Annotated in this window: 5 protein-coding genes and 2 pseudogenes; 4 read left to right on the plus strand and 3 right to left on the minus strand. The window is 56.6% G+C overall.

Translation table 11 applies throughout. From position 1 onward, the window contains the following. The first annotated feature begins 327 nt into the window (after positions 1–327). A complete protein-coding gene (locus CU102_RS15175; RefSeq protein WP_106711934.1) occupies positions 328–1,632 on the plus strand; it encodes a mechanosensitive ion channel family protein in 1,305 nt (434 codons plus the stop codon). A gap of 47 nt (positions 1,633–1,679) precedes the next feature. Here the strand turns inward: CU102_RS15175 and CU102_RS15180 are convergent, their stop codons facing one another. Continuing rightward, a complete protein-coding gene (locus CU102_RS15180) occupies positions 1,680–1,865 on the minus strand; it encodes a hypothetical protein (RefSeq protein WP_106711935.1) in 186 nt (61 codons plus the stop codon). 636 nt (positions 1,866–2,501) lie between these two features. Here CU102_RS15180 and CU102_RS30850 point away from each other — a divergent pair. Together CU102_RS30850 and CU102_RS30855 are read left to right on the plus strand one after the other, a co-directional pair. Next, entirely contained in the window at positions 2,502–3,938 is a 1,437-nt protein-coding gene (locus tag CU102_RS30850; protein ID WP_280951902.1) for an LTA synthase family protein, read from the plus strand. Further along, positions 3,938–4,429: a sulfatase-like hydrolase/transferase gene (locus CU102_RS30855; RefSeq protein WP_280951903.1), complete on the plus strand. Its 492-nt coding sequence runs from the start codon at positions 3,938–3,940 to the stop codon at positions 4,427–4,429. Before CU102_RS30850 ends, CU102_RS30855 begins: the two co-directional genes overlap by 1 nt. Positions 4,430–4,535: 106 nt before the next feature. Here CU102_RS30855 and CU102_RS15195 read toward each other — a convergent pair. Continuing rightward, positions 4,536–5,042: pseudogene (locus CU102_RS15195) on the minus strand (GTP-binding protein); the annotation flags it as partial. Between CU102_RS15195 and CU102_RS15200 the strand changes: the two are divergent. Next, a complete protein-coding gene (locus CU102_RS15200) occupies positions 5,031–5,372 on the plus strand; it encodes a MarR family transcriptional regulator (RefSeq protein WP_106711960.1) in 342 nt (113 codons plus the stop codon). The pseudogene CU102_RS15195 and the gene CU102_RS15200 overlap by 12 nt on opposite strands. Positions 5,373–5,470: 98 nt before the next feature. On the opposite strand, the pseudogene CU102_RS15205 reads toward CU102_RS15200, so the two are convergent. Continuing rightward, positions 5,471–6,000 (minus strand): annotated as a pseudogene (locus CU102_RS15205) (DUF5801 repeats-in-toxin domain-containing protein); the annotation flags it as partial.

Genomic DNA, 6,000 nt, shown 5'->3' on the forward strand with positions numbered 1-6,000 from the left:
CGTTGGGGCTTTTCAATGGATTCATGGCTGGAACGTCACGACCCATTCCCTCAGGACACTAGGCGAACCTCTGATGCCAGCAACTACGCGGCATTTTCAGAACTAACGAAGCACCGAGGTTTATTGTTTGGCTAAAACCCCAGGAGCAGCTCGGATTCTCCTTCATCTGCATCAGGGCAACTAACTGTAACGGCTCACGAATCGGCGTATGATTTGAAACAGTTCTTGTCGTCGCTCCTTGATGGTCGGCTTGACCATTCACGAGACCGACGTCATTGTGGATGGTGAGTTGCTGTCAGCTAGCCAGTCCAAAACGGTGGTGTGGGAATGGATTTTCGCAACGCCATTGATGAATCGCTGACCTGGGCCAGCGGGTGGTTCGACTACGCCGCCACGCCGTGGTTTTTCTATCAGACCGCTATCATCGTCGCGCTCTTCCTCGCGGCGAAGCTCGCGGCGCAACGCATCGAATTGCTCGTGGAGAATCGGGCACGCCAGATCAAGGGGCATCCTGGACTGTTGAGGGTCGTCGTCGCCTTGTTGCGGCGCACCGACTGGATCCTTTTCACGGCCTTCTTGCTTGCCGCGCTTATTCTTTTGCGCAGCGTCACTTGGCCAAGCCGTACTCATTTCATCTCTATCGCGCTCTCACTATCTATCGCGTGGCTGTTCGCGTCAGTGCTGTCGCGGATTATCCGCAACCGTCTCGTCGCGCACATTCTCGGCTGGCTTACCTGGATCTATGCGGCGCTTGTAATCCTCGGCATCAATGACGACACTGCGGCTTTTCTGGACAGTCTCGCAATACCTTTGGGTGCGGTTCGCCTTTCGGCTCTCACGGTGCTGAAAGCGGCGCTACTGCTGATCGCGACGGTTTGGCTTGCCGTCGTTGTCGGGAATTATATCGATGAGCGCGTCCGAAACTCCGACGAGCTGACACCATCGATCCGCGTCCTCGTTGGTAAGATCGCAAAGATCGCCCTTGTGTTGGTGGCTGGTGCTATCGCTCTTTCTTCCGTCGGTGTTGACCTGACGGCTCTGACCGTATTTTCAGGCGCTATAGGCGTCGGTCTGGGCTTCGGGATGCAAAAGGTCGTTTCAAATTTCGTCTCTGGCGTAATCATCCTTCTCGACAAGTCAATCAAGCCGGGTGATACCATTTCGCTCGAAGGCACCTTCGGTTGGATACGCGAATTGCGGGCGCGGTTTGTCTCAGTGGTTACACGCGACGGCCGCGAATACCTAATCCCGAACGAAGACTTCATCACCCAAAGGGTCATCAATTGGTCGTTCAGCGATAATCTCGTACGGCTCGACGTGAATTTCGGGGTCTCCTACGACGCCGACCCACATAAGGTCCGCCAGTTGGCGATTGAGGCCGCCATGAGCGTCGGCCGGGTGGAAACGGATCGGCAGCCGGTCTGCTGGCTCACGGACTTTGGAGAATCCTCGCTCGATTTCGTCCTACGCTTCTGGATCCGCGACCCTCAACAAGGTCTGACCAACGTGCGTGGCAAGGTCCTGCTGGCGCTTTGGGACATATTCAAGGAGAACGGAATAAACATCCCCTATCCGCATCGCGAGATTATAATGCAGCGGGATGCACGCGTTGGTAGATCAAGCCGGCCTTAACAGAGCAGTTGCCAGCGTGCTTTAAAAGCCTCGGAAAACCCTCTTTTTCAGGAATGAGCTTCCTCCTGTTCGCGTGCCCGATATAGGGCATCAATTGCTGTCTGGATCTCCACCAGATTTTTGAGCGGTCCCGGGTTTGCGCCATTCTGTGCAATTTGCAGGATTTCCTGACGACGCGAGGATATCAATTCCTTTATCGCCGCGTCGATTTCCCTGACGTGCTGTGCTGCCATGTGGGTCCTCCGAAACTGTTGAAGTCGTGATGTGCCGCCGGGGGAAGTCGAAGTCAACCAAACAGTCATAGGTGTCGAGGGCATAGCGTGGTTCCGTCGCAAAATTTTGACAGAAGTTGGCCGTGGCTCATACCGCGACAGAAAGAGACCGGGGCAGGTCAGCCAGGGGCGGGAAAAACGCCAGGTCTCGCGGTCCCTGGAGAAGGAGTGCTGGCATCTTGCTGCATCTTGGACTGCAGGACGGCGCCGCCATCGAACCGATGTCACCAGACCGGTTCAAGCGGCTCCTTCATAAGTATCTCGGTCCCGAAGAAAGCTGGAACCAGTGGTTCATCGATAACGTGGCCCGATATTTCGGGAAGCGCCGCCCTCCGAAACCCGGCCGAGCTCGGTCACAAGCAGCCGGCGTGCATTCCAACGGTTCTACGGTGATATCCGGGTGCAGCTAAGCGATCTGCGGATTTTGGTGTCTTATCAAATGGGTAAACATGACATTCATGTAACAGTGCTGCTGCATCAGTGATCGATTCTTGTCAAAGCGACAGTATTCCTCATTTCCAGATTACCCTCGCCGTTATATGACGATTTGATGACGATTGCATAACGACCATTGTCGCCAACGGCGGGAGGCAGCTATTGGCCGAGCGAGTCCAGCAGATCGAGCGTGAAACGGATGCCATTGAGCGGCAGGAAAAAGTGTCCGTCCAGTCGCAAGCTCTCGCAGGTTCATTGCGCATCACCAGCTATCTTGTTGCGACGAGCGTCGTGTCGACGATTCTGGTCTTCTCCATTGAAATCATCGCGCGCGGTTCTTTTGTAGAGACAATACTGTTCTTTGAACAGACGAATCGCCCGGCATGGACCACCGTTGGCTTCTACGCGTGTATAGCAATTGGTCTTGATGCGGTTTTGGGGCGCTCGCACAATGGCTCGCTATTGATCGCGCCGCTTGCCTTGCTGCTTGCATGGATCGGGCGGGAAAAAGCACAGTATCTTGGCGACCCGATTTATCCTTCTGACTTTCTGTATTCGCGGCAGCTCGTTGACCTGTTTCCCCTTCTTGCGCGCGAGCGGCCTTGGACGGCCATGGGTATCGTCGTTGCTACGGTCATTGTCCTGTTTCTGCTTGTCTTCCTCTGGCGTATCTTGTGCCGCCGCGCACCGCCTCTGAACTTCAAAGCGAGGCTTTGGCGACTGGGGATAACCATGCCCTTGCTGGCAGTTTTTGTTTCGGCGATGGACCATTCCACGTTTTCGTGGATGAGGGACCGTCTGCGGGTGCTTCCCATCATGTGGGATCAGAAAGAGAATTATGCCTACAACGGCTTTACCATGGCCTTCGCGCTCAACATGCCAATGGCCAATGTGACGGTTCCAGAAGGTTATTCGGCACAGGCGATCGAAGCGGTTGCAACGCCGTTACCCAGGCAGTTTTTCGCCTCGGAAAGGCCCGACATCATCATCGTGATGAGCGAGTCTTTCTGGGACCCGACCCGACTGCCGGGCGTGGATTTCAATCGAGATCCTATCCCTGCCGTCCGCGCCAATCAGGCGGGCGCGATCTTTTCGCCGGAATTCGGCGGTATGACCGCCAATGTGGAATTCGAGGCACTTACCGGCTTTTCCAATGCGTTCTTGCCCTATGGCAGCATTCCGTACCAGCAGTATGTGCGCCGACGTCTGCCGTCGCTGGCGACCTTCCTGAAAAGCAAGGGCTATACGACCAAGGCGATCCATCCCTTTCGTCAATGGTTCTGGAATCGCCGCAATGTCTACAAAAACTTCGGTTTCGACATCTTCATGTCCGAGGAAAATCTGCCGAAGCTTGCAGTGCGGGGCCCGCTTGTGTCCGATCAGTCTCTGACCGAGGAGATCATCAGGCAAGCCGACGAGACGAACCGACCGTTCTTCTTCTTCACCGTCACGTTGCAAGGTCATGGTCCATACGAACCCCACAGGTATAAGCATCCGTCGATCGACGTGACGACACAAGCCGGCGAAGCTGAACGCGCGACAATTCGCACATTTTTGCCGAAGGTGCATCGGACGCCGACAGCAGCCTCAGGTATTTGATGAATTGGGCAAACAAACGCTGGCGTCCCACGGTCCTCGTTTTTTTCGGCGATCATCTGCCACCGCTCGGACAGGCTTACGTAGCAACTGGCTATATGAGAAACCGGGTCGCCGATCGGCGGGCACCGCTGTCCGACATGCTGAAGCAGCATGAGACGCCTCTGGCTATCTGGTCGAACCGCACCGGATCGGATTTTGGCGCCGGCACCATCAGCCCCGTATTCCTTCCGTTGCATGTGCTCGAACTTGCCGGCATCAGCCATCCATATTACACGGATTTTCTCGGTTCGGTCCGCGACCAGTACAAAGTCATCGACCGGCACATCCTGTTGTCTTCCGACAATTCAGCAAAGGAAGATTGGAAGAGAAACCCACATAGCGATACGCTCATTAGAAATTTTCGTCTGCTGCAATATGACATGATGTTCGGCGAGCAACACGGTAGGCAAAAATTCTTCCCCGAAATGAATGCACGTGCGCCCGCGATGTGAGATGGCGGGATGGGGCCGCCCGAAGCCTCTGCATCGAGGGGCTCCGCCATGCCAGCCCGTTAACATTTGTCCTGGGAAAACCGGATTTCAGTCAAATGCTCTACCACTATTTGACTCGTGCATTGGGCTTCCTGCCTGAAGGATCCTTCTGGCCGCGCCATGCTCTCGGATCGAAATGCGTATCGGCGATGAGGCAAGAGTCGAGCGCAGCGCGGATCGCCGCCTCGTCGATGCCGGTTCCGATGAAGACAAGCTCCTGGCGGCGATCGCCCCAGAGAGCGTCCCAGTTGCGCTCGAACATACGCTGCCATTCAGGATCGTCGGGCCAACAGTCCTTCGGCACGGCGGCCCACCATCTGCCGAGCGGCGTCGAACGAGCGATGGCGCCGGCCAGCGAGAATTCGCCGACCCAATCGGGCCGGGTGGCCAGCCAGAAGTGGCCCTTGGCGCGGATCAGGCCAGGCCAGGTCTGGTTGATGAAGGCGTTGAAGGTTCCCGGATGAAAGTGGCGCCTGGCCCGATAGACGAACCTCTGGATGCCGTACTCCTCCGTCTCGGGAACGTGATCTTTGAAGCCGTAGAGTTCCTTGAACCAGAGTGGATGCCGCTCGGCGTTACCTACACGCAATATCTCGTCCTGAGTGCCCTTTGGGAAAGAGATGGTCTAACCATCACTGCAATTGCTGATAGATTGGGGCTGGAGCCAAGCACCATCACGCCGGCCGTGAAGCAGTTGGAAAGCGCAGGGTTTGTGACGCGCCAGCGCAGCACATCGGATGAGCGACAGGTGCGGGTCCATACGACCACCAGGGGCAGCGACCTCCACTCCAGGACGGCTTGCCTCACCGATGCGCTGTTGCACCGTTCCAGATTCACCGTGCCGGAGATGATCGATCTCAACCGCAAGGTACAGTCGCTGCGCGATGGGATGATCAAACCATAAGGGTAAAAGATACCGGGATTCTGACCTCGATCAGACACGTCAAAACAATGCCATGCGACGAACCGGGGGCAGCATTGGCCGCCCCCGTTGGTCAAGTGTCAGGCGACGTCAACAAGTATGTGCTGCATCGCTGTCTGGTCCGCGTCCGCGTCTTCCACCTGGAAGGCGAAGTCGAGCTGGGCTTCCGGCGTCTCGGTCACGGTCGTGGTGAAGGCGATGTCCGTGATCTTCAGCACGTCGTTATCGGCAGCGTCGAAGTTCACCAGACTGGTGGTCGCATTGCTGCCGCCGCCAGTGCCGGTCGTCCTGTTCAGGTCGATCGCAGTGTTGTTGCCGGTGATCCCGTTGCCCGACTGCATGATCTGCGCACCCTGCAGCACGTAGTCTTCGCCGGCTGCGTTGTAGTCATTCTGCTCGATGATCACGAGGCCGTCATTGTTGTCGAGCGTGAACTCGGTGTTGTACGGGGCCGGGACCTGACCCGTCTTGAAGATGTCGGCATTCGACACGTACACGGCCCGCGTGATCGTGGCGTTGTCGTCCGCGGTGCCGGCGATGTTGTCGGCACCGTTCTTGTCGATCAGGTCGAGGATCAGCATCAGGTCCTCGCTGTTGCCGATGCCGTCGA

The organism is Phyllobacterium brassicacearum, from assembly GCF_003010955.1.
Classification (GTDB): domain Bacteria; phylum Pseudomonadota; class Alphaproteobacteria; order Rhizobiales; family Rhizobiaceae; genus Phyllobacterium; species Phyllobacterium brassicacearum.

Bases quoted from the DNA above. Each gene is read 5' to 3' on its own strand.
- CU102_RS15180 (WP_106711935.1), bottom strand. From the start codon at position 1,865: ATGGCAGCACAGCACGTCAGGGAAATCGACGCGGCGATAAAGGAATTG.
- CU102_RS15175 (WP_106711934.1), top strand. From the start codon at position 328: ATGGATTTTCGCAACGCCATTGATGAATCGCTGACCTGGGCCAGCGGG.
- CU102_RS30855 (WP_280951903.1), top strand. From the start codon at position 3,938: ATGAATTGGGCAAACAAACGCTGGCGTCCCACGGTCCTCGTTTTTTTC.
- CU102_RS15200 (WP_106711960.1), top strand. From the start codon at position 5,031: ATGCCGCTCGGCGTTACCTACACGCAATATCTCGTCCTGAGTGCCCTT.